Origin of the sequence: Vibrio ulleungensis (assembly GCF_016900875.1) — a bacterium.
In the GTDB taxonomy this organism is placed as follows: Bacteria; Pseudomonadota; Gammaproteobacteria; order Enterobacterales; family Vibrionaceae; genus Vibrio; species Vibrio ulleungensis.
Genome location: NZ_JAFEUM010000010.1, coordinates 13446 through 38429, shown reverse-complemented (window position 1 = coordinate 38429; position 24984 = coordinate 13446). Strand labels below are relative to the sequence as shown.

At 44.4% G+C, this 24984-nt stretch carries 22 protein-coding genes and 2 tRNA genes; 4 read left to right on the top strand and 20 right to left on the bottom strand.

Features of this window, described 5'->3' with window-relative positions; all coding sequences use genetic code 11:
- Positions 1–7 precede the first annotated feature (7 nt).
- From nusA to murJ, 9 genes are all read right to left on the bottom strand, one after another.
- Positions 8–1495, bottom strand: a complete 1488-nt coding sequence (nusA, locus tag JQC93_RS18340; protein WP_205159800.1) for a transcription termination factor NusA — start codon at positions 1493–1495, stop codon at positions 8–10.
- A 32-nt stretch (positions 1496–1527) separates the two neighbouring features.
- Positions 1528–1983 carry a ribosome maturation factor RimP gene (rimP, locus tag JQC93_RS18335; protein WP_084886752.1) on the bottom strand — a complete coding sequence of 152 codons (456 nt, stop codon included), beginning with the start codon at positions 1981–1983 and terminating at the stop codon, positions 1528–1530.
- Between the two features lie 257 nt (positions 1984–2240).
- Positions 2241–2317 (bottom strand) — tRNA-Met (locus JQC93_RS18330).
- A 51-nt stretch (positions 2318–2368) separates the two neighbouring features.
- A tRNA-Leu gene (locus JQC93_RS18325) sits at positions 2369–2452 on the bottom strand.
- A gap of 10 nt (positions 2453–2462) precedes the next feature.
- Positions 2463–2798 carry a preprotein translocase subunit SecG gene (gene secG, locus JQC93_RS18320; protein WP_205159799.1) on the bottom strand — a complete coding sequence of 112 codons (336 nt, stop codon included), beginning with the start codon at positions 2796–2798 and terminating at the stop codon, positions 2463–2465.
- Between the two features lie 217 nt (positions 2799–3015).
- Positions 3016–3543: a signal peptidase II gene (gene lspA, locus JQC93_RS18315; RefSeq protein ID WP_205159798.1), complete on the bottom strand. Its 528-nt coding sequence runs from the start codon at positions 3541–3543 to the stop codon at positions 3016–3018.
- A gap of 86 nt (positions 3544–3629) precedes the next feature.
- Positions 3630–6476 (bottom strand): isoleucine--tRNA ligase, encoded by a 2847-nt coding sequence (gene ileS, locus JQC93_RS18310; protein WP_205159797.1) that lies wholly within the window; start codon positions 6474–6476, stop codon positions 3630–3632.
- Between the two features lie 68 nt (positions 6477–6544).
- Positions 6545–7483 carry a bifunctional riboflavin kinase/FAD synthetase gene (gene ribF / locus JQC93_RS18305; RefSeq protein ID WP_205159796.1) on the bottom strand — a complete coding sequence of 313 codons (939 nt, stop codon included), beginning with the start codon at positions 7481–7483 and terminating at the stop codon, positions 6545–6547.
- An 86-nt stretch (positions 7484–7569) separates the two neighbouring features.
- Positions 7570–9129, bottom strand: a complete 1560-nt coding sequence (gene murJ, locus JQC93_RS18300; RefSeq protein ID WP_205159795.1) for a murein biosynthesis integral membrane protein MurJ — start codon at positions 9127–9129, stop codon at positions 7570–7572.
- A 255-nt stretch (positions 9130–9384) separates the two neighbouring features.
- Between murJ and rpsT the strand changes: the two genes are divergently transcribed.
- Positions 9385–9645, top strand: a complete 261-nt coding sequence (gene rpsT / locus JQC93_RS18295) for a 30S ribosomal protein S20 (protein WP_084886740.1) — start codon at positions 9385–9387, stop codon at positions 9643–9645.
- 101 nt (positions 9646–9746) lie between these two features.
- Here the strand turns inward: rpsT and JQC93_RS18290 are convergent, their stop codons facing one another.
- Together JQC93_RS18290 and nhaR are read right to left on the bottom strand one after the other, a co-directional pair.
- On the bottom strand, positions 9747–10037 hold the full coding sequence (locus JQC93_RS18290) for an ArsR/SmtB family transcription factor (RefSeq protein ID WP_205159794.1): 291 nt from the start codon (positions 10035–10037) through the stop codon (positions 9747–9749).
- Between the two features lie 110 nt (positions 10038–10147).
- Positions 10148–11041, bottom strand: a complete 894-nt coding sequence (gene nhaR / locus JQC93_RS18285) for a transcriptional activator NhaR (protein ID WP_205159793.1) — start codon at positions 11039–11041, stop codon at positions 10148–10150.
- Positions 11042–11355: 314 nt separating this feature from the next.
- Here nhaR and JQC93_RS18280 point away from each other — a divergent pair, with 314 nt between their 5' ends.
- The gene (locus JQC93_RS18280) at positions 11356–12510 is read left to right on the top strand and encodes a Na/Pi symporter (RefSeq protein ID WP_205159792.1); all 1155 of its coding nucleotides are present in this window, start codon (positions 11356–11358) and stop codon (positions 12508–12510) included.
- 53 nt (positions 12511–12563) lie between these two features.
- Here the strand turns inward: JQC93_RS18280 and JQC93_RS18275 are convergent, their stop codons facing one another.
- The 5 genes from JQC93_RS18275 to rppH form a co-directional block, all read right to left on the bottom strand.
- Positions 12564–13559, bottom strand: a complete 996-nt coding sequence (locus JQC93_RS18275) for a Solitary outer membrane autotransporter beta-barrel domain (protein WP_205159791.1) — start codon at positions 13557–13559, stop codon at positions 12564–12566.
- A gap of 29 nt (positions 13560–13588) precedes the next feature.
- On the bottom strand, positions 13589–14440 hold the full coding sequence (locus tag JQC93_RS18270; protein ID WP_205159790.1) for a thymidylate synthase: 852 nt from the start codon (positions 14438–14440) through the stop codon (positions 13589–13591).
- Positions 14441–14451: 11 nt separating this feature from the next.
- Complete coding sequence (gene lgt, locus JQC93_RS18265; protein WP_205159789.1) at positions 14452–15258, bottom strand: prolipoprotein diacylglyceryl transferase; 807 nt, start codon at positions 15256–15258, stop codon at positions 14452–14454.
- 156 nt (positions 15259–15414) lie between these two features.
- Positions 15415–17664 carry a phosphoenolpyruvate--protein phosphotransferase gene (ptsP, locus tag JQC93_RS18260; protein WP_205159788.1) on the bottom strand — a complete coding sequence of 750 codons (2250 nt, stop codon included), beginning with the start codon at positions 17662–17664 and terminating at the stop codon, positions 15415–15417.
- 2 nt (positions 17665–17666) lie between these two features.
- Complete coding sequence (gene rppH / locus JQC93_RS18255; protein ID WP_084886725.1) at positions 17667–18185, bottom strand: RNA pyrophosphohydrolase; 519 nt, start codon at positions 18183–18185, stop codon at positions 17667–17669.
- 600 nt (positions 18186–18785) lie between these two features.
- Here rppH and mutH point away from each other — a divergent pair.
- On the top strand, positions 18786–19466 hold the full coding sequence (gene mutH / locus JQC93_RS18250) for a DNA mismatch repair endonuclease MutH (protein WP_205159787.1): 681 nt from the start codon (positions 18786–18788) through the stop codon (positions 19464–19466).
- A gap of 28 nt (positions 19467–19494) precedes the next feature.
- On the opposite strand, the gene JQC93_RS18245 is transcribed toward mutH, so the two are convergent.
- The 4 genes from JQC93_RS18245 to JQC93_RS18230 form a co-directional block, all read right to left on the bottom strand.
- Entirely contained in the window at positions 19495–19806 is a 312-nt protein-coding gene (locus JQC93_RS18245; protein WP_084886721.1) for a DUF6482 family protein, read from the bottom strand.
- Between the two features lie 339 nt (positions 19807–20145).
- Positions 20146–20397, bottom strand: a complete 252-nt coding sequence (locus JQC93_RS18240; protein ID WP_205159786.1) for a DUF1127 domain-containing protein — start codon at positions 20395–20397, stop codon at positions 20146–20148.
- A gap of 494 nt (positions 20398–20891) precedes the next feature.
- On the bottom strand, positions 20892–22220 hold the full coding sequence (locus JQC93_RS18235; protein ID WP_205159785.1) for a sigma-54-dependent transcriptional regulator: 1329 nt from the start codon (positions 22218–22220) through the stop codon (positions 20892–20894).
- A 1057-nt stretch (positions 22221–23277) separates the two neighbouring features.
- Positions 23278–24183, bottom strand: a complete 906-nt coding sequence (locus JQC93_RS18230) for a hydrogen peroxide-inducible genes activator (protein WP_205159784.1) — start codon at positions 24181–24183, stop codon at positions 23278–23280.
- 178 nt (positions 24184–24361) lie between these two features.
- Here JQC93_RS18230 and JQC93_RS18225 point away from each other — a divergent pair, with 178 nt between their 5' ends.
- Positions 24362–24970, top strand: a complete 609-nt coding sequence (locus JQC93_RS18225; protein WP_205159783.1) for a peroxiredoxin C — start codon at positions 24362–24364, stop codon at positions 24968–24970.
- Positions 24971–24984: the final 14 nt, after the last annotated feature.

Below are 24984 nucleotides of genomic sequence, written 5' to 3'. Positions count from 1 at the left end.
TTGCTGATTATTCTTCGTTGAACCAACAGATATTACGCGCGGCCATGATCAGCTCGCCTGCACGCTCTTCAGTTAGGCCTTCAATGTCTTCTAATTCATCGACGCCTTGATCAGCTAGGTCTTCTAATGTCACTACGCCTTTAGCGGCAAGTTTGAACGCCAATTCGCGTTCTAGACCTTCAAGACCTAATAGGTCTTCTGCTGGTTCTAAACCTTCAAACGACTCTTCTTGTGCAAGCGCAAGCGTTGTCAGTGCGTCTTTAGCACGACCACGTAACTCTTCTACAAGATCTTCATCCAAGCCGTTTACTTCCAGTAGCTCAGCTACTGGTACGTATGCTACTTCTTCAAGCGTTGAGAACCCTTCTTCCACCAACAACTCAGCAAAATCTTGCTCGATGTCTAGGTGCTTCATGAACGATTCAATCGACTCTTGAGATTCTTCTTGGTGCTTCTTCTCTAGGTCTTCAACGGTCATTACGTTTAGTTCCCAACCAGTCAGTTGAGACGCAAGACGTACGTTTTGACCAGCACGGCCGATAGCCTGTGCTAGGTTGTCTGCTTCTACCGCGATGTCCATAGAGTTAGTGTCTTCATCAACAATGATTGATGCGACATCCGCTGGAGCCATTGCGTTAATAACGAACTGCGCTGGGTTATCGTCCCAAAGAACGATATCAATACGCTCACCGCCAAGCTCACCAGAAACGGCTTGTACACGTGCGCCACGCATACCAACACAAGCACCGACTGGATCAATACGCTTGTCGTTGGTTTTCACAGCAATTTTTGCACGTGAACCAGGATCGCGGGCTGCACCTTTTAGTTCGATCAAGTCTTCGCCAATTTCTGGCACTTCAATACGGAACAGTTCAGTCAACATCTCTGGTTTAGAGCGAGTCATGAACAGTTGGAAGCCGCGTGCTTCTGGATCCACTTTGTACAGCAGGCCACGCACTCGGTCACCCGAACGGAAGTTTTCACGTGGAAGTTGGTCATCACGTAAAATAACCGCTTCTGCATTGTTACCCAAATCTAGAATAACCGTGTCGCGATTGACTTTTTTAACCGCGCCAGTAAGAAGTTCACCTTCGTTATCGATGAACTGACCCACGATTTGAGCACGCTCTGCTTCACGTACTTTCTGTACGATAACTTGTTTAGCAGTTTGTGTTGCAATACGGTCAAACTTCACTGAGTCGATGTCGTCTTCGACGTAATCACCGATTTCTAGTGACTCATCTTCAAATTTAGCGGCTTCTAAAGATGTTTCTTTGGTTGGGAATTCTACTTCTTCGACGACTTCCCAACGACGGAATGTATCGAAGTCACCTGTTTTGCGATCGATCGCAACACGGACTTCTACTTCCATCTCATATTTCTTTTTTGTGGCGGTTGCCAAAGCAATTTCTAATGCTTCAAAGATACTCTCACGAGGTACCGCTTTTTCGTTTGAAACAGCTTCTACAACTGCTAAAATTTCTTTGTTGTTCATCCTTCTAGCCTCTTAATGCCCTATACACTGGCTTAAAATTTCGGAATTAGGTGCGCTTTGTTAATGTTACTCAGTGCAAACTCTTCGACTTGTCCGTCGGTTTCGACGCTGATGGTTTCACCTTCAACACCTTTGATTACACCTTTCCACTTACGACGATTGCCCACCGCCATTTTCAAAACGATGCTTACTTCGCTTTCGATAAATCTTTCATAGTGTGCAGCAGTAAATAGAGGGCGCTCTAGACCTGGAGAAGAAACCTCTAGGTTATAAGCTACCGAAATTGGATCTTCTACATCCAATACCGCGCTCGCCTGGTGGCTTACTTCGGCACAGTCGTCAACGTTGATACCGTTTTCGCTGTCTATAAAGATGCGTAAGGTTGAATACTCACCTGCACGGATAAATTCAACACCCACTAATTCATACCCAAGTGCCTCAACCGGCGCTTGCAGCATTTCGGTTAACTGTCTTTCTAATCCAGTCATTCTTACCACTCCAGAAACAAAAAAAGGGCCTAAAGCCCAATTTAATACCTAGCACACTATCTGAGAGTATCCATAAAGATAAATCTCAAATAACAAAAAACCCCGAAAAGTCGGGGTTTTTGTTGCTGGACCCTGATATTACTAAACTAAACCCCGCTAAAAAAATAGCTTAGATTTAACTTAGCTGCCAAGTTAAGCGGACCGCTTTGAGGTAAAAAACCTCGACTTGGCTGACTTAACAATCACGTCCTGAAAATTGGTTGCGGGGGCCGGATTTGAACCGACGACCTTCGGGTTATGAGCCCGACGAGCTACCAAGCTGCTCCACCCCGCGTCCGACTGTCGAGCATTATACGCTCAACGACTTGATTATCAAGTCGAATAATGGTGCCGAGAGAGGGACTCGAACCCTCACACCAAAGGCACTAGCACCTCATGCTAGCGTGTCTACCAATTTCACCATCTCGGCATCAACTATTCTACTGAGGAATATCGTTCGAATTTTCTTCGGCCGGTAATCCCAGTTCATCGCTAGTTTGCTCAATCACCTGGCCTTGAGTAGGGTCAACCCACTGAGACTCAGGCTTGTGTGCGGTAATGTTACCGATCACCAAGCTAACGATAAAAAATACTGTTGCAAATATTGCAGTCATTCGGCTCAGGAAGTTACCTGATCCAGATGCACCAAATACGGTATTTGACGCTCCAGCTCCAAACGACGCGCCCATGTCGGCGCCTTTACCTTGTTGGATTAAAACTAGGCCAATTACACCAAGCGCAGCCAACAGGTAAATCACAAGTAGAGTTTCAAACATATTTCCACCTATGTTCCAAATTGTTCCGCCAGCGCTATTATAAATGGTTTGAAACCATTCGTTCTACAATATAGCTAACGCGCCTCTCGTTGAGAGCGGAGCAAATACTAACGAAAGGCTCAGGCGCTGACAAGCAAAAAATTCATCATTTCACCCTTTAGAGACACAATCGCTCAAAATACGGGCAAAACGCACATTTTATTGGAGAACTAACCCGTTACTTAGTTGAAGAAGGGTCAGAATCCGTTTTTTCTTTATTAAAGAATCCATCGAGAATAATCATTGCGGCGCCAATCACAATCGCCATGTCGGCAATATTAAAAGCAGGCCAATGATAGCTTCCCCAGTAAAAATCTAAGTAATCGACTACGTAACCGTGCAGCACGCGATCGTAGGCATTCCCCAGAGCGCCACCAATAATAGAGGCATAGGCAATACTTAACCAAACTGCTGACTTTGGCAGTTTTCTCATCCAAGTCATCAAAACTAACGAGAAAACAAACGCAAGACCGGTAAATAAATAACGCTGCCAACCACTTTGGTCACCCAAGAAACTGAAGGCTGCACCATAATTATGGACATATAACAGATTAAAAAAGGGTAAGATTTCTATGCGATTAGACCAGCCATAACCCATCTGATTCATGACTAGGTATTTTACACCAATGTCTAAAACAAACAGCAGCAGTGCAAGCCACAACCAACGAAGTCCAGACTCTTTCAACGGCAATGCCGACTCTTTCATGAGTTTTTCCTTAACGAACGCGCTTTCGAGCAGACAATGAATGCTGGTGTTGCCGCAGACTCGCGACAACACCAATGCCATTGAAGTTAGGCAAACTGACGAACTTCGCCTTCACCGTCTACATTCGTCACACAGCGACCACAAATTGTCTCGTGACCTTCGATAGTGCCTACGTCCGCCGTATGGTGCCAGCAACGGTCACACTTCTGTGCTTCGGAGCCATCAACTTGAACAAACAATCCTTCTAGCTCGGTCTCTTGAGCCGATTCAGATTTTTCGCTAAGTGGCTTAACTGCAGCTTTCGACGTTAGAAGAACAAAACGCAGCTCATCACTCAGCTTGTTCAATGTCGCCGCCAGTGCATCGTCGGCATACAAAGTCACTTCAGCTTGCAGTGAACCACCAATGGTTTTCTCATTACGCGCTGCTTCAAGGAGCTTATTCACTGCGCCTCGAACACTTTGTACGTCGTTCCAAAACTCATCATTTAGCTCTTCACCATCGGCAAGGCCAAACAGACCATCAAACCACTCATCAGCAAACACAAATTTACCGCGGCTTTCGCCAGTTGGTAGCGTTTTTGGCATTTGGTTCCAGATTTCATCTGCAGTGAATGACATGATTGGTGCCATCCAACGAACCAAGGCTTCAACAATGTAATACAACGCTGTCTGACAACTGCGCTGAGCGTGACCACCACGTTTTGCTGTGTATTGACGATCTTTGATGATATCGAGGTAGAACGAGCCCATTTCGATAGAACAGAAGTGCATCAAACGCTGCATAACGGCGTGGGTATTGTACTCTTCGTACGCTTTCACGATCTCGTTTTGAGTCGCTAGAGCACGCCCTACCGCCCAACGATCCAGTGCTACCATGTCTTCTGGTGCAACCAAATCAGTTTCTGGGTTAAAGCCACTTAGGTTTGCCAAGAAAAAGCGAGAGGTGTTACGAATACGACGGTAAGCATCGGCGCTTCGCTTCAAGATTTCATCAGAAACCGCAACTTCACCAGTATAATCCGTAGACGCTACCCACAAACGTAGGATGTCAGCACCCAACTTGTTGGTCACATCTTTTGGCGCAACGACGTTACCAATAGACTTCGACATTTTACGACCATGGCCGTCCACCACAAAGCCGTGTGTTAGGACTTGGTTGTAAGGCGCTACGCCTTTCATTGCAATTGAAGAGATCAACGACGACTGGAACCAGCCACGGTGTTGATCCGACCCTTCCAAATAAAGATCGGCACTGTGTCCACCAAATTCTTCACGAGCGTCTACCACTGAATAGTGCGTCACGCCAGAGTCAAACCATACGTCCAACGTATCTAACACTTTTTCGTAGTTGTCTGCGTCATCACCAAGCAGCTCAGCAGGCTCGAGATCCCACCACGCTTGAATTCCCTTTTGCTCTACCAGCTTAGCCACGTCTTCAATCAGCGATAAGCTATTAGGGTGAAGCTCTGAAGTCTCTTTGTGCACGAACAGTGCAATAGGCACGCCCCATGTACGCTGACGAGAAACACACCACTCTGGGCGGCCTTCAATCATACCTTCAATACGGCTTTGACCCCAATCAGGCATCCACTGAACACCTTTGATTGCCTCAAGCGCTTTGGCACGAAGCCCAGCTTGATCCATAGAGACAAACCATTGTGGGGTTGCACGGAAGATGATCGGTGTTTTGTGACGCCAGCAATGCGGGTAGCTGTGCTCGTAAGCGTGATGGTGCAATAGTGCTCCATGCTCTTTCAGCGTTTCAACAACTGCATCGTTCGCTTTAAATACGTGTTGCCCAGCAAAAAGCTCTGTATCGGGTAGATACACGCCATTTGAGCCCACAGGATTTGCAACTTCTAGGTCATATTTTTGACCTACCGCGAAATCTTCTTGACCATGGCCAGGCGCAGTGTGTACCACACCAGTACCAGATTCAGTTGTCACGTGATCGCCAAGTACAACTGGAACGGTAAAGTCATAGAATGGGTGCTTAAATTGAGACAGCTCTAGATCGCTACCTTTAGCAAAACCTAAGTTATGGTAGTGCTCAACACCGGCACGATCCATCACATCTTTCGCAAGCTCAGAAGCAACGATAATACGCTCTTTAGTCTCGCCTTCGATCTGGATCATTACGTATTCTAGATCATCACGCATACAAACCGCACGGTTTGCTGGCAACGTCCAAGGTGTCGTGGTCCAGATAATAACCGACACATCACCTTCACCTGCATGGCCTTCGGCCAAGGTGAATTTTTCTATTAGTGACGCTTCATCTGCGGCTTTAAAGCGAACATCGATAGAAGGAGAAACTTTATCTTTGTATTCAACCTCAGCTTCTGCCAAAGCGGAACCACAATCTGTACACCAGTGCACAGGTTTAAAGCCTTTTAGCAGGTGTCCATTGTCGGCAATTTTACCCAGAGCACGGATGATGTTGGCTTCAGTACCAAAATCCATAGTGCGGTAAGGCGCATCCCATTCACCTAAGATGCCTAGGCGCTTAAAGCTTTCACGCTGACCGTCAACTTGACCTTGAGCATAGGTACGGCACTTCTCACGGAACTCAGCCGCCGTCACTTTCTGCCCTGGCTTGCCCACTTTTTTCTCTACCATTAATTCAATCGGCAAACCGTGGCAATCCCAACCTGGAATATACGGAGCATCGAAGCCCGATAGGGTCTTCGACTTAATAATAATGTCTTTTAGAATCTTGTTGAGTGCGTGACCAATATGAATGTCGCCGTTCGCATACGGAGGGCCATCATGAAGAACAAAGGATTTCTTTCCTTTCTTGGCTTTACGGATTTCACCGTAAAGATCTTCCTTATACCAACGCTTAAGCATCTCTGGCTCACGATTCGCCAGATTACCGCGCATTGGAAACCCTGTTTCAGGAAGGTTCAGGGTATCTTTATACTCACTCATCGATTCTATTTTCCGTTCATTATGGGTGGATTTTGACATTATTACCTTATAGAAAAGCCACCGCTTAACTATAAATCCTGTTGTGCCTTCAGCCACATTCGTGCCGAAGACGCATCTAATTCTATTTGTTGCTTGAGTGCATCAAAAGACTCAAACTTAATTTCATCACGCAGCTTGTGCAGCAACGCAATTTCTAGCTGTCTACCGTATAAATTACCAGAGTAATCGAATAGGTGCACTTCTAACTGCTGTCTGACACCATTTACCGTCGGGCGGTTGCCAATATTCGCCACGCCACCTACATTATTGCCATCTAAGTCGATAGCTTGCACCACGTATACACCACTGACTGGGCTTACGTTGCGCTTTAAAGGTAAGTTTGCCGTAGGAAAGCCAATGGTACGCCCGAGCTTTCTGCCATGAGACACGCGCCCACTGATGCTGTATGGGCGCCCAAGCAATTGCTGAGCCGTCGACAATTGATCGTTGGACAGCGCTTGGCGAATATAGGTACTACTCACTCGCGTCTGCTCTAGCACAAAACTCTGCGTATTGACGACCTCAAAGCCAAACTCATCGCCGGCTTTTTTAAGCATCTCAAAGTTGCCCTTACGATGGCGACCAAAACAGAAGTCATCACCAACGACTAAATACTTCACGCCTAGCTTTTCAACCAATAGCTCCTGGATAAAGCGGTTCGCTTCCCATTGAGCAAAGTCTTGAGTGAAGTTGATACACAGCAATCTATCGATATTTAGCTTATCGAGTTGTACAAACTTATCCCGTAATCGAGTGAGCCGAGCGGGAGCCTTTTCTTTTAGAAATAGCTCCATAGGCTGTGGCTCAAACGTCATCACAACGGTAGGCAACATTAGCTCACTCGCTTTATTTGAGAGTTTGTCCAAAACTGATTGGTGCCCTAAATGCACACCATCAAAATTGCCTATGGTTAACACACAGCCATGATGCTGTGGTTTAACATTGTGAATACCGCGGATAAGTTCCATTTAGTCGGCTTAAAATCTATCAATTAGTAAAACTGGCGAATTATATAACATTCGTTCACTACTACGCCAGAGCAGAAGTTGCCCATTTAGGTCGCCGCTTTAAAATGGCGAGGTCTTAGGCCCAAAATCACGCAAGTAACGGCAAAGGTTAACCCGCCAGCAGCGATTAACCCAGCAAGCGTTGTGCTTCGCTGCGCAAAACTCATCTCAAGCCAAGTGTCGAACGGGGCAGAGATTTGCAACAACATCGCCACCATAGTGACTACAGCCACTGAAATTTTGCCAATGAACAACAAGGTTGAGCGCTCTATTCTATACACTCCCTGCTGATGTAACCCTTTATATAGCAGCAACATATTTACGAGAGCGGATAGTGCTGTCGCAATAGCCAGTCCTACATAACTGTAGAAGTAGGCAAAAATAAGATTAAAGCCCATGTTGGTGATCATAGCGATGATCCCGTATTTTACTGGGGTTTTGGTGTCTTGACGCGAATAGTACCCTGGTGCCAATACTTTAATCAGCATGAAGTTAAGCAACCCACTGGCGTAGGCAATAAGCGAATAAGACGCTTGCTGAACATCGTTTATACCAAACTCGCCGCGCATAAATAGCACCATAAGCATGGGTTTAGCCAATACCACTAACCCTGCCATCGCAGGCATCCCTAAAGTAATGACCATGCGCACCCCCCAATCCATTGTTGCGGCGAACGCCTGGGGCGCAGCATCAACATGCTTTCGAGATAGGGCTGGAAGTATGACCGTTGCGATCGCTATACCAAATAGACCAAGCGGAAATTCAAGCAATCGATCCGAGTAGTACAGCCAACTGATGGAGCCAGTCATTAAAAAACTGGCTATAAAGGTATCTAGCAGCAAATTAATTTGGCTCACCGAAACGCCAAACAGCGCTGGGATCATCAGTTTTCTGATTTTAGTAACACCAGGGTGAGACCATCCAAACTGTGGACGAACCAGTACACCCGCTTTATATAGAAAAGGGATCTGGAAAAGAAACTGCACCAGTCCACCCAGAAATACACCAATCGCTAAGCCCACTTCTGGCTGCTCGAGCCTCGGTGACAAAAACCAAGCGCAGCCTATAATCATCACGTTGAGAAAAACTGGAGTAAATGATGAGACAGCAAACCGCCCTAAGGTGTTCAATATTGCACCAGACAAGGCTACAAAGGTGACAAACCATAAATACGGGAACGTAATTTTAAGAAGAAAACTGGCTAACTCGTATTTGGGTGCTGACGGACCATCGTTGAGCCAGTCTAAAAACCAACCTGCGCCGAACAATGCGGTAATCGCACCTGAACCAATCACGCCTAGCAACGTCACAATAGACACTATAACGCCTAATGTCCCCGAGACCTTTGCAATCAACTCTCGCGTTTTTTGTTCATCACCTTTCGCTTGGTACTCGGTTAACACCGGAACAAAGGCTTGAGAAAAAGCCCCTTCGGCAAAGAGTCTACGTAAGAAGTTAGGGATTTTGTTGGCAAAGAAAAAGACATCGGCGCTGGCCCCTGCGCCCATTAGATTCGCGATCACGACATCGCGGACCAAGCCTAGTACACGCGACACCATCGTCATGCTGCTGACAATTAGCCCCGATTTGAGAAGTTTACGGCTCAAAATTTGCCTCTAGAATACACACGAAATTGCTTCTGAAAAAAGAGCCTAAATTAGACGTCTATTCAATACAGATTTATTAGCAATGAAAAAAGAATACTGGTAGAATCCACGCCATCTTAACCGTGTTGAACCTGCAAATACATATTTTGTTTGAATTTGCCTCTGTTTTACACAATTCATTTGACTTTCGGTGTGTAAACAGGCATGCTCCACCGCCTTAATTAGTACCGAATAAAGTTTTTGGGAGTTAGACCCTTGGCAAATAGTAAATCTGCTAAGAAGCGCGCTATCCAAGCTGAGAAACGTCGCCAGCACAACGCTAGCCGTCGTTCGATGATGCGCACTTACATGAAAAAAACTGTTGCAGCTATTGAAGCTGGCGACAAAGAAGCAGCAACTGCAGCACTAGCAACAGTTGCACCAATCCTAGACCGCATGGCGACTAAAGGCGTTATTCACAAGAATAAAGCTGCTCGTCATAAGTCTCGCTTCTCAGCGGCTATCAAAGCTCTTTAATTGTTTTGATATAAGCTAAAAAAAACCGGCCATGGCCGGTTTTTTTGTATCTGAAATTCAGTGAAATGAAAAAAGCACCGCCTTAAACGATGCTTATGTCATTAACAGTACATGTCGTGCAAAAGATGAACGAGACGCTTCACTTCTTCACTGTTTAGCGAGTAAAACACCGTTTGCGCTTCTTTACGCGTTGCGACTAACTCATCTCGGCGCAACCATGCAAGATGTTGAGACAGAGCAGATTGACTCAAATTTAGCCGTTCACTTAAATCCGTCACCGAGCTCTCTTGCTCGTAAAGCAAGCATAAAATTTGTAAACGTCGCTCATTGGCTACCGCTTTAAGCAAGGTAATTGCCTTGGCCGAGTTTTTCTCCATATCTCTAATATTCATTTATCAATTCCAACTGATTCACTCTATGCCTGTCTTTTTGTTCAGGCAAAATAGTAACGTCTTTATAAACCTTTGTAAAACGAGCACCTTGGCGGCTTATTCGTCAAACGCTAAGAAATCATTTGCTCGAAGTGGATCTCACAAATCGCTTTCACCGCAGGGTGTTGTATCATCCGCTCTGCAAAAATCACGTGATACTCTTCCCTCAATTCCTCAATTTTCGCTATTGGATGAAATTGAGCCTGAGCGATTGCCTGACCATTAAGGTGATGTGTAGGCGCAATAAAAATAGCATCGCGGTGCACTTCGGCAAAAGCCTTCATTAAGGCAACATCATCAAATTCTCCAAGTACATTAGGCGTGATGCCTAAACTGTCAAACCAACGCCATACTTTACGACCCATTGTCGTATTGGAGCTTGGTAATAGAAGTTTGTAGCTTTCGATGTTTTCCGGAAACACATTTCCTTTTTGCTCGTTAGCACTGAAGAAGCTCATACCGACTTCTCCTAACTTCTTACTAAACACCCCACTACTTTGGCTCACATCGACAGGACAGTCCGAAATAATCATATCCAATTTGTGTTGGGATAGTTTCTCGAGTAAATGCTCGTGTGTCGATTCAAAGCATCTTATATGAACATTGCTCTGGCTTTCTGTCGCAATTGAAAGAATTTGACTGACGATACGTTTAGAGAGGGCATCGGCTACGCCAACCTCGAACAGCCAATTCTCCCGTTGGGAATAATTGATGATATCGAGCATTTCGTAGCTCAAGTTGTACATCTTGTCCGCATATTTAAACACCAGCAGTCCTAACTCTGTAGGTTCGACAGAGCGGCCACTCTTTTTAAGTAACTTACCTTTTAAGCGATCTTCCAACAATTTTATCTGTCCGGTGACCGTTTGCGGTGTTAAATACAGCGCTTCAGCAGCCTTAGAAACACTGCCCTGCTTGCACACCATCCAAAAGTAGTAAAGGTGGTTATAGTTAAGATGTGACATCCGTTGCTAATACCTCGGGAATCCTAGTTATTTGAGTGGAAATATATACTTTTTCCGATAAATAACCAAATATCATTCGAATGGCATCAACTATAACTAACAAATATGACAAAATATTTCTATCAAACTGAGGTGGTGATTTCTCATAACTTTTCTTTTTAAATCATAAAGATAACACCATACCAAACGTTTGCTTTATGACACTTTATTTAAGGTTATCTTTCAAAACTGTCATATAACTGAAATATAAGCACTCTACTATTCCGCTGGATGATTCATTTTGACCAAACTTTTATACGGTCGCGGAGAATACAATGTTAAATCAAGCCACAGAAACCACGGCCACGCCGGTCACAAAAACGGGCAATTGGGCACGCTGGGCTAGTTTAGTTGTCATGTTGTACCTACTGCTTCTTTCAGTAGGCATGGTCGGCGGAGGTTTTAAACTCGCTACCGGTGAGCACGCGAAGACACTTTTTGAGTTTGCTTCTCACCCTATTGCTGGGTTAATGATTGGTTTAGTTGCCACAGCATTAATTCAATCTTCAAGTACTGTAACCTCTATCATTGTGGGGCTTGTCGCTGGCGGTTTGCCGGTTTCAGTCGCTATCCCTATGGTTATGGGTGCAAATATTGGTACGACAGTGACCAATACTCTTGTCAGTTTAGGTCACGTTCGTTGTAACACCGAGTTTAAACGAGCGTTTGCTAGTGCTACGGTGCACGACTTTTTCAACCTTCTTGCCGTCTTTATCTTCCTACCATTGGAAATGATGTTTGGCATATTCGAAAAAGTATCTCATTGGTTAGTATCACCGCTGCTTGCAACGGGCGATATGAGCATGGGCGGATTCAACTTTATTAAACCACTTACCAAGCCTGTTATTGCGATGGTGAAAGATCCGCTAACCACAAATTTTAGTGATATTACAGCGGGTGTGGTTCTTATTTTCCTAGGCATTGCGACCATCTTCGTTGCCATTACCGCTATGGGTAAATTAATGAAGACCCTGATGGTAGGGCGAGCACGTGAAATCCTTAAAAATGCTATTGGTCGTGGACCTTTGCATGGTATCGCGTCTGGTTCTGTTGTTACGGTATTGGTTCAATCATCGTCAACGACAACAAGCCTAATGGTTCCACTAGTCGGTTCTGGTGTGCTAAAGGTACGTGAAGTGTACCCATTCACGCTAGGAGCAAACATTGGTACCTGTATTACGGCTTTACTTGCTGCTACTGCGGTCAGTGGGGAAAACGCAGCCTTTGCATTGCAGATTGCGCTTGTTCACCTAATATTCAACCTCACCGCAACGGCTGTCATCTTTGGTATTCCATTCTTACGAGAACTACCCCTTAAAGGTGCCGATTACATTTCAAATATGGCCATTAAGAACAAGTCTGTGGTCGCAGGTTATCTTGTGAGTGTGTTCATCGTCATTCCTGGTGCTATTTTAGCGGCAACCATGTAAACAACAGAAAGACGCTCAAAACAATAAAACCTCGTTTTATAACGAGGTTTTTTTTATTCGTTGTAGAAAAACACAATCGAGCCACCATTCAGAGAACTTCCATAATTGATGTTGATCCCCAAGCCCACATTGTAAATAAGAGATGAGTAGCGCGAGGTATCGATTATCCACCCAACACTATATTCGTTGTAATGTGTCGCGCCAAGCGGTTGCCTGAGATCCCCACCTAAATCGATGCGTCTAAAGCGCCACAGGATATTTTGCTTGTGCTCGAAAAATGTGGGTAAGTGATGTTTAAGTTGGACGCTATTACTGATTGTCCAGCTTTCTGGAGTTGCTCTATATTGTCCTCCAGATCCACCAAAATTCTGACCATAGAAGTAGTGATACTGGGAGTTAAACTGGAATTCAGCGAGAGGATATTCGTAGGTATAATTGAAGTCAATTTGGGGTTCAACTACCCAGGCAAATGTGTCGGTATTCGCGTACGTATCCAAACCAACTTTTTCGACTTCACTAATCAGTGGGCTATTGGCATCAAACACATTTTGGTAGTACATAAGGTGCACACCCGTACCGCCATATACATGCCATCTGGGGGCAAAGTTATACCCTAAAGCGTACTCGGCATAGCCTGCTAAAACAGAGTCGTCAGAGTAGTCATTAGGCCACTCCTCTACGGCTGGGACATCGAGAATAGAATAATTAATCTCTCTATTCAGTCCCATCCATGCTGCTCTTAATTTCACTCTGTGTAGCCACAGGCCTTCCTCATCACCAACATAAAATGTCGTCGGTAATGAGATACTACTGATGCGGTCCGCCGCTTCAATAGAGTCAGCGCCTCCAAGATTAGGATTGTCCGTTCCTAGAATCTTATTTGGATCAAAAACATTGAAGCCAAAAGAAAGCAAGTCGCCTTCGCTAATGACGAGGGCTGCGGAGATGACAGCTTCATAATGCGCGGTAGGATCGACGATCGTTTCCGCACTCATTACAACTGGAGTTATTAACGCTGTGCCAATCCCTGCAACAACGAGTTTTTGCATTTACCATCCTTGGTCTATTGCTGCCGCAATTACACTGAAAACGGGTACCTAATTGGATCATGGCACTGGTAACCTTCGACACTAAAGTCATCTAGGGTCACCCAAGTTTCAAGGTCCTCTAAGGTCTTAATTTCTGGATTAATATGAAACCTTGGGCCAGCCAAAGGCTCACGTTTTAATTGCACGTCTCTCATTAACTCTAGCTGATCTTCATAGATATGTGCGTTCACTATTTTATGATAGGCCTTTCCAGGTTTATGACCGGTAATTTGCGCCATAATGGCCAAAAAGACGTAGACTTGGACCATATTAAAATTTAGGCCTAGCGGGACATCACAAGAACGCTGTGTGCTATTTAAGTACAGCTCACCATCCAATAACGAGAAGTGATGGCTGTACATACACGGTCGCAAACAGCCCATATGAAACTCGCCAGGGTTATAAAAGTTAAGGATCTCACCGCGATCATCATGACCACGAGTTAAATCATCAACAATCTTTCTCAATTGATCAATCTCACCACCGTCGGGCTTTGCCCAATGGCGACCTTGAACCCCGTAGACTCGACCCATATCGTCTTGGCCTTTTCTAAACGGACTGTTCAACCACACCTGATTGTCATTGGCGTTTGCATCCCAAGTTTTGGTGCCTAACTTTCGAAAGTCTTCAGCGTTATCGTAGCCACGAATGTACCCTAACAGCTCAGCAACGGCCGCTTTCCAGAAGCTTTTTCGGGTCGTTACCAGTGGGAATGCCCCATTTGCTACATCGTACTCGAGATCCGCGTTAATGAGCGTCAAACAACGTTTTCCGGTGCGCTCATTCTCTACCCATTTCCCTTGTTCGATAATTGAATGACAGAGGTCTAAATACTGTTTCATGAACGCAATCTCTATTTAGTTGAATGTGTCGAATTATTTTTGTATGCCCACACCATCATTGCAATGCCAATAAGAATCATAGGTGTAGATAGAATTTGTCCCATCGAGATCCAGTCACCAAACAACCCTAAATGGGCATCTGGTTCTCTAAAGTACTCGACGATGAATCGGAATGTGCCATAGCCAGCTAAAAACAGTCCAGATACAGCCCCTGCCGGACGAGGGTGGCGTATATATAGGTTGAGGATAGCGAACAGTACAATGCCTTCTAGAAACGCCTCATACAATTGTGAAGGGTGTCTTGGTAGGTATCCGCCACTTGGAAACATTACCGCCCATGGTACATCAGTAACGCGTCCCCATAGCTCGTCATTCATGAAGTTCCCGACTCGACCTAAACCTAAACCAAATGGAACCAAAGGTGCAACCATATCCGCGACATTAAAAAAGGTACGCTGATTGCGCTTAGCGTAAATAAACATCGCGGTGATAACGCCTAAGAGGCCACCGTGGAATGACATCCCACCAGTCCAAACTTGGAACAGATAAAGTGGGTTACTGAGGAACTCGCTAAAGTTGTAAAAGAGGACATAGCCAACGCGGCCACCAATGACCACACCAAGAAATCCGCTAAATAGAAGATCAGAAACTTGTTCACGCGTCCAACCACTATTTGCCTTATCGGCGCGACGATTGGCTAACCATATCGCAAACATAAAGCCAAACAGGTACATCAATCCATACCAACGTACGGCTAAAGGACCTATCTCTATCAATACTGGATCGATTTGAGGAAAGGTCACAAATTCGGTGCTCATTACAATTTTTTCCTAGGGTAGTCAGCGGATAACGCCGCTCATTTAAAATCATTATGCATGTCGTTCAAATGTGGACAAGGATTTTTACCACACCATGCTATCGAAAAGTGGTTAATATCTATGACAAATGGTGTTCACCGTACGGACGGGATCGTACTAAGACTTACCAGCACGAACAAATCCGGCCAAGCCTTGTTGTTCTAAAAACTGTTTGCAATGCTGATGGATTTCGCTGGAATGATTCATACTCATTACTTGCTCATTTAACCGCTCAAGTTTGCTGTGTTCTACGTGACGCAATACATATTTTATCCGTCCCACATTGGCGCTGTTCATACTCAAGCTTTGATAGCCCATTCCCACCAACAAGATTGCCCCTACAGGATCCCCCGCAAGTTCACCACATATAGAGATAGGTAATTTGTGCTGCTGGCAACTGTCTAACAATAATTTAAGCGCTCGTAGTACAGACGGATGCACAGATTCGTAAACGTTCGCCACCTTGGTGTTGTTTCGATCAACCGCAAGCAGATATTGGGTCAAGTCATTGGTACCTACCGATACAAAGTCGACACTTTGAGCCAGTTGAGGGACCAGAAACAACATGGATGGCACCTCAATCATCACGCCAATTCGTGGCCGGCGTACATTGGGGTAATGCTCTTTAACTTCGGTGAATGCTTGCTCTATAAGCTCTAACGAATCGTCAAGCTCTTGAATATTTGAGATCATAGGGAGCAATATGGAAAGGTTATTGCGCTGAATACTCGCTACCAACATCGCTCTAATTTGAATAAGAAAAATATCGGGGTGGTCGAGAGTAAACCGGATGCCGCGCCACCCTAAAAACGGGTTTTCTTCTTGAATCGGTAAATAGGGTAACGATTTGTCTCCCCCTACATCTAAGGTTCTCATCACAACACTTTGCCCTGAGTAAGCCTCTAAGACATTCCCATAAAGATTAACCTGCTCTTCTTCCGACGGAAAACGCTGCTTAAGTATGAAAGATATCTCGGTACGGTACAGCCCTACCCCAGTAACCCCTGCGTTAATTGCAATACTTGAATCGGCACTTAACCCTGCATTCAATAATAAGGTGATCGCACGGCCATCTATTGTTTGTGAAGGAAGCGCAATGTCCTGGTCCACCAACGAAGAAAGCTCTTTTTCCTCATCATAAAGAGCATCATACTCATCAATTATTGCTTTAGGTGGATCAATGAAAACCTCACCCGAGTAGCCGTCTATAATGGCCGTTGTATCCGCGGCGACAGTATCTGAAATACCGACACCCATGACGGCAGGTACACCAAGAGCACGCGACAATATGGCTGCATGTGAGTTAGTAGCCCCTTCTTGAGAGACGACGGCCAATAGATACTTTTTAGGAATTGCTGCGAGCAATGTTGCCGTCAGTTCTCTTACGACCACGATGACGGGTTTATCAATGTCAAATTGCGGTCGCTGCGAGTTATGGAGGAAAAAGAGCAGTCGCTCCCCTAACTCACGAATATCTTGCGCTCGTTCTCTCAGGTAAGCGTCAGACATTTTTAGAAATCGGTTTGAGTACGCTTCAATAATTTGCCGCAGCGCCCAATCTGCACTGTCGCCTTTTTGGATCTGTTTTTTAAGATCGCCACGCAGCATAGGATCGTTAAGCAAGTGCGTGTACAGGTCAAAAATCGCTAACGCATCTTTATTGATATCACCATCAAGCTTCTTACGCATTCGTCTAAAGTCGATCAGCGCATTTTCTATAGTAACAGCCATCCACTCCAACTCACGTTCCACGTTAATGGTCGAAGCTGGTAAAACGTCATGCAGGCGCATACTGACTTCTTCTCGCCAGATTGGACCAATTGCGACGCCTGGAGAGGCAGCAATACCGTTGAGCGAGTTGAGCCCTTTATCGTCAATCAGCCAATGCCCCTGTTCACGGGCATGCGCAATAATTACCGCGAGCTGAGCGGCCAAAGTAACTAGGAAAGCTTCTTCGGTTTCACTAAATTGGCGAGAATCACGCTGCTGTAGCACCACAACGCCAAGCACTTGCTTGCGGTAGATAATAGGGGTGCCCAAAAACGCCTCGTACACTTCCTCTCCAAGTTGGGGGAAGTACTTAAACGCAGAATGACTTTGAGCTTTTGCAATATTGATGGGTTCAGCGGAGCGTTTAACAAGCCCTACTAGACCTTCACTATAAGGGATATGGATGGTCTCACCGTCGTAGGTAAGGCCTTTGGTTGCCATAAGTTCGAGCCGTTGAAACGAATCGTTGGCAAGATAAACAGTGCAACACTCCGTGTGCACTGCTTTTTGTGTCTCGTTTACAAAGACTTCTAACGCTTGATAGACATCTTCAACTCTAGATACATGTTCAACTATGTCCCTTAGTTGATTCAGCATGACTATCCTCGTTTAAATTTTTTCTTTTTGTGTGGTTTACGCTCTTTGAAAGGCATCGCTAATGGAGCAAACTCCTTCATTGCTCGACGATATACATCACGCTTGAACGAAACCACTTGTCTTACTGGGTACCAGTAACTTACCCAACGCCATCCATCGAACTCAGGTGATTTACCTTTGTTCATGTCTATTTTTGACTCATCACTTGTGAGTTTTAGCAAAAACCATCTTTGTTTCTGACCAATACAGACAGGTTTAGAGTCCCAACGAACAAGACGTTTGGGCAACCGATATCGCAGCCAATGGCGACTGGTGCCAACAATTGTGACGTCTTGTTTAGTGAGACCTACCTCTTCATAGAGCTCGCGGTACATGGCTTGTTCCGCCGATTCGCCCTCGTCAATTCCACCTTGTGGAAATTGCCATGAATGTTGTCCATATCGTTTAGCCCAGAATACTTGACCGTGGTTATTGCAAATTACGATTCCCACGTTTAAGCGGTAACCATCGCCATCGATCACTGGCTAACCTCAATATTTTTGTATTTGTAGAGATTCTTCCACATATCCCCAGTGGGCGCAATCAAACTCACTGTCCAACTTGTTGAACTATGACCCAACCCCAGTGAATATCCCGATTAACTGTGCGATTTGAGCGATTCTCAATGCAAATTCACCCAATGCAAAGCCTATTCACAATTATTCACCTATTCTGTGAATAACCATGTGTGCAAGCGTCAGGAATCTGTCAACAGTCGACTAAGAACCGTACGGCGCTCTTTTTACCCGCAATCAGCAAGATTAACATTTACTTTTTATATTCATAAACTTACCAAGCAATCCACGCAAAATTCCGACTAAACTTTATTGTGCAAATTTTGATCCTTAACGATCGAGCAAAAAAAAACCACCTTTGAACTTATCCACACAAAGTAGACCTACTTCAAAAAAATCAAGACTCAATCGCTGTTCAATTTCGTTAAAAACCCCTGTTAATTTAACCAGATATTGAAGAAGTTACTCCGCTTTCGAAACAACTTGTAGATAAACACAAATAAGCTGTGGAAAAACGTCTTAAAATAGAGGAAGATCGCCTGACTACGAAGAATACTGCCTTAATAAATGCTATCGACACCTTGTAATGAGCAAGAATTGATCTTGCGAGCCAATCAACTTTATGGAAAAACCTTCACTGAACTCGCTCAGGAACTGAACATGTCGGTCCCTGTTGATCTCCGGCGAGAAAAAGGTTGGGTAGGCCAACTTATCGAGCACCATTTAGGCGCAGCCGCTGGTAGCAGACCTGAACAAGACTTTCCAGCCTTAGGCATCGAATTGAAAACCATACCGGTGGATTATTCTGGAAACCCGCTAGAAACAACTTTCGTGTGTGTCGCACCATTGATTGGCGTGCAAGGATTAACGTGGGAAAAAAGCCACGTTAAGAACAAATTGTCGAAAGTTCTATGGGTGCCTGTCCTTGGAGAGCGTGAAGTGCCCGTCGGCGATCGTGTTGTCGGCTTTCCTATATTGTGGACGCCAACGCCAGATCAAGATGCGCAACTCCAGCAAGACTGGGAAGAAATCATGGATCTTGTGGTATTGGGAAAGGTACAAAGTATCTCAGCGCGAATTGGTGAAGCGATGCAACTGCGACCAAAAGCGGCAAACGGACAAGCTCTAACAGACGCTTACGGTGAGTCTGGGAATCGCATTAAAACAAGACCTAGAGGGTTTTACCTAAGGAAAGGATTTACTAAGCAGATCTTAATCGACGGACTAAATTCGTCGAACCAACGCTAGAGAGTCAGACTCACACCACGATGCTAGATCAGTGCTTTATTATGGATAACTCTATGTCATGATACATTTGAACCGGATCAGGGCCACATTCATCATACGCATTATGTAATCTCAAATACGCCGAATCGACTCCCAACCGAGCAAGCTCATCTTTCACCTGATCGATGGATGCATACTTAATGGGTTGCCCTTCAATAACAATCGGCTCGAGTTTATGCTTAAACTCGACCGCGAGTTGATAACTGGTTGAATCAGCACAACTGATCACAAAGATTTTCGGAATTGCGTGATCTGCCTGTTTATCGGCATGCACCCAATGCTCTAACTGTTGCTTACGCATAGACGCCTCCTGCGGTTTCATTCAGTTTACGTGCTGAACGCCCCAAAAAGCAACATCCTATTAACAAAAAACATTCATTTCTCAAACATACTTCATCGTCGCAAAGATGAATAAGTACAAATCAACCCTTAGAGGTAAAGGAAGTTAAGCTAATTAGTAAATTTGCATTAGCTAAATAACCGTATTTTAAGTAGAGCGTTATGTGACAACCCGCATCATCAAATAATAATTAACGTCACTATTTATGACGTTAACGGAGCATGAAAATAAATAGATTTCGTTGAGTCATGCTATAGGCGTGGTAAATTAGGGAGGGGGGTCTCCCGCCCCTCCCTAGCATTACGTAACCAGTCTAGAACGCAAAACATATCGCATAAGTCTTACACGGCGCTCAACCGCTTGGACAGTTACTCCATAATGTTTGTTTGCGAAACCATCGCGGTCCAAACCAACGTCTTTAAGCAAGTGCTTACTTTCGTATGGAAGCATAAATTGCGCACGACGAGCGTTTTTTTGCCACTTTCTTTGCTCTGCTTTTACGTCAGCGAGTAGAAGAAATCCAGCGAGTTGAATGTAGAGAGAATGACGCATAACTATTTCCTTATATATTGAGTCAATGCTATTGATTCAAGGTGCAGAAAATAGAAACATTTTGGTTAGGCTGCTATTTTCCGCAGCCCTAAATAGAGAGGCGGATTAATTAATTGGTATCAGTACTGTTCAGGGTTTGAACAGAAAAACAAGGCGCCATAGTAGGTGCAATGAATGATTTACTGACAGCAGAGATCATTATTGAATGATTTAAATTAAACATAATGACCTCCTTGAAAATTAATTAATCGCTGTATTTGATATACATTTATAGGATACATTCTAAATAGAATGAATCAACCACTCAGAACAAAAAAAGAACAAAAATCGAAACATTTTCACTCAACCCTGTGGATCCTCTAACTATGAGGCGTGTTGCACATAAATTTCGGAGAATTCCTCTGTTGTTAGTGACGACACCGAGTCTACATATTATAGGCACAAAAAAAGGAGCCAATTTGGCTCCTTCTTATTCACATGATTCTTAGCGATCGTTATAAACGACCTTCTGAGATCAAGTTATGTTTATTCAACAACCTATACATAGTCGCTCGAGATATACCAAGCTCTTTAGCCGCAGGCGATACGTGACCCCCGTGAAGCTCTAACACCATTTGTAAAGCGTCTCGCTCTGAGCGCTCACGAATCGTTTTAAGACTCAGTTTACCATCAGAACGTTTTGGTAGATCCAGATCTTGCTCTGTGAGAACCACCGAATCGGCCATAAGCACTAAACGCTTAATATGGTTATCTAGCTCACGTACGTTACCCGGCCAGTGATACTGCGATAATGCCTCTATCGCATCCTCAGAGAAACTGCGCACCTGTGAGTTATATTCACGTGAATACTGTTCTAAGAAATGCTTAGCTAGGATCTCTATGTCACCATTCCTATCTCTTAAATTAGGAACATTGACTCTCAATACATTAAGGTGATGGTAGAGTTCTTCATTAAAGTCTCCATCGGTCAAACTGCGCTCAATATCGGCACTGGTTGTTGCGAGAATGCGAACATCTAACTCCTTTACGCCGTTAGGTGTTTCAATTGACCCTTCTTGCATAAAGCGCAATAGCTTCACTTGCTGACTGTAAGCCATTCCCATAATTTCAGTCAGCAGCAACGTCCCGCCATTGGCTTGCTCGAGAATGCAACTATCCCCTTGCTCACAATTACCAAATAGCTCTTTGTCCATTCGCGCTTCTGAAATTGCACCGCAGTTGACGGGCACAAACGGGCCTTTAGAGCGCGATGAACTAGTATGAACGGCTCTTGCGACATGGTCTTTGTTACTGCCAGCCTCTCCAAACACCAGTATGCTGACGTCTGTCGCTCCGATTCGCTTGATTTGGTCGCGTAGGCGTTTGACCTGTATGGACTGCCCGACGATCCCAAGATCGTTACTCGAGCCTAGTTCTGGCCACACTTTTTTCTCGAGCTTCAGCATGCCCAATTGGTGACCAATCGTACTATGTAACTGAGCGTCTGGAATTGGCGCGGTAAAGAAATCGATACAGAAGTTAACGATAAATTGGCAGATTGTATCGGATTTAAGCTGGTTTTCGCGGATGAAAGCGATCCAACGAACTTGTTTGTGACTGCTGACTAAATTAGCTAACCCGTGAAGACTGAACTCGTCACGACTTAGATCGACTATACCAATGCTTGGTCCAAGCTGAGCAAAAAGCGTGTCCGCTTTTCGTAAATCTGCGCAGTTATGACACTGCCAGCCCACTTGTTCTAACACTGGCAACCAAGGTTCCCTTGCACCACCGACGACGACTAGTGAACCAGGTACCGAATCCGTTCGGAATTGCGTTCCCATCTCAACTATCCTTCTAGTTTTTTAGTTTATTTTATAATTTGTACGCTTTAAATTTATACAACCTAAGAGTAAATATCCGTCTCAAGATTGAGAACACAATTATACGACACTTTTCAACACATCCATTACTATTTGTAACAAAACCGTACGATGGATGGTCAAATTGAGCTTTTGATCACGTTAGTTGCATAAAAAAACCGCTAACCAAAGGTTAGCGGTGGTGTGGAAAAGCCACAAGTTTAGGGAACAGTTAGTCACTTAAGTATTTGCTCACAACACCAGTGTTAACTGAAGATCTTCAACTGAGCCTGTTAACGCAGTAATTGAAGAGGGTCTCCCATGAACTCTGTCAATATAATCGGGACGGCATTGTCATGTGCAAGCGCTTATCTGTTATCCAAGATGCATATTGAGACATCACGTTGAAAACACTTTTTTCTTTCAATCTCAAAACTTCTCCCAATATTAACTAAAGAACTAGGAATATAAATCATTGTATCTATTAGGGTTAATATAGCTATACTCCCCAGTATGTAGACCAAAAATTACACTAACTGAGCCTAGAGTAAAAGACCTAGAAACAACAAAATGTACATTTCAAACTATTCTACTTTTCCACTAGTTTGTTTAATTATTGCAAAAAATTACGTAATTAAAGTTCATTTCAAACATGAAAGTGAATGAGAGGTTAGCTCTTTATTCGTGGCGTTTTATTTACCTATTGAATCAATCTTTCTCACGGTATTAGGCAAAATATCGACATACAGGTAGCACTGTTCTGTATAAGTTTATTGCGAGCCGCGCAGACTCGTAGACGTACTACACCACTAGGGATTTGTTTAATGCCATTTGCAAGATTCTCGCGCCGTTCTTAGCAATGCTGAATACTCATCTGGGTACACTAACGCTTCGCCATTCAGTGGTTTTACCACTTAAAAGACACCAATTGATAGAAAATAAACACCATTCTAAACGGCATTTGCGTTATTTTAACTTGCCTGCATTCAATATTTTGTATTAGAAACTAGTGCAATCATCGAGCATTTATCTACTACTTCTATAGCAAATCGCTCACCAACTCGGACAACTGCTCAAATGTAGAGATACGTGACGAACTAGGACGCCATACTAAGCCTATATCTCGGTACGCTGACTGACCTGGAGGCTCAATCACTACCAAACTCTGGTTGTCGAGCAATCCATGGTCAATCGCCATTTGAGGTATAAAGGTGGTCCCTAGACCATTAGCCACCATTTGAACCAATGTATGCAGGCTCGTTGCAGTAAAAGGATTTATTTTTTCTTTTTCGGTAAGGCGACAAGCCGACACAGCATGTTCGGTGAGACAGTGCTCGTTCTCCAACAAAAAAACAGACTCATCAGGTAGATCTTTATATCGAATTGGAATTTTGATGGCGTTTACTTGATCGCGACTGATCACCATACGAAAAGGATCTTGCCCTACTACTCTGCTGGCCATATTTCCAATATCAACCGGTAGCGCTAGTATCAACACGTCCAATTGGCCGTTTTGCAACGCCTCAAGTAGGTTACTGGTGGTATCTTCCCGCAACAGCATCGTTAAGTTGGGAAATCGACGATTAACCTCTTGCACTAGATCACTCAATAAGAACGGTGCTATCGTTGGAATACACCCAACACGGAGCTCACCCTCCATTTCTCGCCCTTCACCGCATGCACCTAATTCCACAAGATCTTGAGCTTTAGCAAGTAACTCTCGACTGCTGGCCACAATTTTTTCGCCCATTGCGGTAAACACCAAAGGACTTTTGCTGTCTTTCTTTTCGTACAGTGTGCAGCACACCGTCTCTTCGAGAGTTTGAATGCCTTTGCTTAACGTTGACTGACTAACAAAACAACGCCGCGCAGCTTCTCCAAAGTGCCTAGTTTCATACAAAGTTACTAAGTAATTAAGCTGTTTAAGACTCGGCCATTTTTGCATATCACGCTCTTTAGTTTGTGTTATCTGAAGCTATCCTTTATATACCACGATCAATCGTTTTTTTCGATTGTTTCGATTCGTTTATTTCGCTTTTTTCAATCATAAAAAATGTACTATAGTATGTCTCGAGATTAAAGGAGCCCATGCGGGCAAAACATTAAATTTTAGGAGCGTTCACATGGTACTAGTAGGCCGTCAAGCACCAGATTTTACTGCTGCAGCTGTTCTTGGTAATGGCGAAATCGTTGATTCTTTCAACTTTGCAGAGTTCACTAAAGGCAAAAAAGCGGTAGTTTTTTTCTACCCTCTAGATTTCACTTTTGTTTGCCCTTCAGAGCTGATCGCGTTTGATAAACGTTTCGAAGACTTTAAAGCCAAAGGCGTTGAAGTAATCGGTGTATCAATCGATTCACAGTTCTCTCACAACGCGTGGCGTAACACCGACATCGCAGATGGCGGTATCGGTCCAGTAAAATACCCACTTATCGCAGACGTTAAACACGAAATCTGTAAAGCGTACGACGTTGAGCACCCAGTAGATGGCGTCGCTTTCCGTGGTTCATTCCTAATCGACGAAGATGGTCTAGTTCGCCACCAAGTGGTTAACGATCTTCCTCTAGGTCGTAACATTGACGAAATGCTTCGCATGGTTGATGCACTTAACTTCCACCAGCAAAACGGCGAAGTTTGTCCTGCACAGTGGGAAGAAGGTAAAGCGGGTATGGACGCATCTCCAACAGGTGTTGCGGCATTCCTATCTGAGCACGAAGGTGACCTTGCTAAGTAATTAGCAATTAAGGT